The organism is Microbacterium sp. bgisy207, from assembly GCF_965345035.1.
Taxonomy (GTDB): Bacteria; Actinomycetota; Actinomycetes; order Actinomycetales; family Microbacteriaceae; genus Microbacterium.
In genome coordinates, this window is the sequence record NZ_CBDRMG010000030.1 from 1 (window position 1) to 1,518 (window position 1,518).

1 protein-coding gene is annotated in these 1,518 nt (G+C 67.5%); it reads left to right on the forward strand.

What is annotated here, in order from left to right:
- Nucleotides 1-225 precede the first annotated feature (225 nt).
- On the forward strand, nt 226-1,497 hold the full coding sequence (locus ACSGC5_RS14880) for an IS110 family transposase (RefSeq protein ID WP_228045260.1): 1,272 nt from the start codon (nt 226-228) through the stop codon (nt 1,495-1,497).
- Nucleotides 1,498-1,518: the final 21 nt, after the last annotated feature.

The window sequence follows — 1,518 nt, forward strand, 5'->3', positions numbered from 1 at the left end:
CACAGAGATGATGGATTCGGCTCCGGCGCCGGCGTGACCCGAAATTACACGGACGCCGTTCGCGGCTGTCTTTTTGTGGATCTGTCCGTCGACGCCGGGGTCGCTGCGGGCCGGGCGGGCACATGACTTGATAGGAGCCTGACCGGGTAGTCGTCTCACCTTTGTGCTGTCTGCACTCACCCGACCCGCGGTGACGTTCATCACCGTTGGAAGGGAATCCCGTCAATGACGAGCATGACACTCGACCCGCCGCTCACCAACCTGCTACCACCAGACGCCGAGCTGGTTGCCGGGGTCGACACGCACAAGAACACGCATCACGTCGCGATCCTCGATCTCGTCGGCAGACCCGTCGCGGACCGAGAGTTCCGCGCCGACGGTCGCGGATACGCGCAGATCGTCACGTTCCTCCACGCCCACGGCGATGTCGTCCGCGTCGGGGTGGAGGGAACGGGGTCGTATGGGGCTGGTCTCGCACGCGCGCTGACCGCGGCGGGGCTAACCGTCGTCGAAGTCGCAAGGCAGGACCGGCAAGCCCGCCGTCGTCGCGGCAAGTCCGACCCGCTCGACGCCCGCCAGGCAGCGGTCGCTGTCCTCGCGGGGACGGACACCGCGATCCCGAAGTCCGGTGATGGCGCGGTCGAGTCGATGCGGATCCTCCTCGCAGAGCGCCGCTCAGCGGCCAAGGCCAGGGCGCAAGTGATGAACCAGATCCATGCGCTACTGATCACAGCCCCCGAGCTCGTGCGACAGGCGTTCCGGGCGCTCAGTGGGCAGCGTCTGGTGAACACGCTCGCCAAAACCCGTCCCGGGACAATCATGTCCCCCGATCCTGAGGTCGTCGCCCGGCAGACACTGCGACGGTTCGCGGTCCGGCACCTCACCATGCAAGCCGAGATCGACCTCATCGAACAACAGCTGGAGGTGCTCGTCCGGCAGGTCAATCCGACGCTGCTGTCGCTGAGCGGCGTCGGTCCCGTCACCGCGGCGACGCTCCTCGTCGCCGCGGGCGACAACCCCGAGCGGCTCGGCACCCGCGCGAGCTTCGCCGCTCTCGCCGGCGTCGCCCCGATCCCCGCCTCCTCCGGGCAACGCACCCGGCACCGGCTCTCCCGCGGCGGTAACCGCCACGCGAACGCCGCGTTGCACAGGATCGTGCTCTTACGCATGCGGCACCGCGAGCCTCGCACGATGGCCTACTTCGAGAGGCGTCGTTCGGAGCAACTCACCGACCGTGACATCATGCGCTGCCTCAAACGCCACGTCGCGAACGAGATCTATGCCGCTCTGCTTAACCCCGCCACCGACAATCCCATCGGACGCGAACTCCGAGCACGCCGACAGGCGGTCGGTATCCCGATCAGCGTTCTCGCCGCCACTCTCGACGTCCCCTACCAGCGGCTCCGACGACTCGAGATCGGCACCCGCGCCGACCCTGAACTCGAAGCCCGAGCGACCGCCGTCCTGGAACAGATCAGCCCACCACTGGCCGCTTGACAGCAATAGGAGCATCCACTC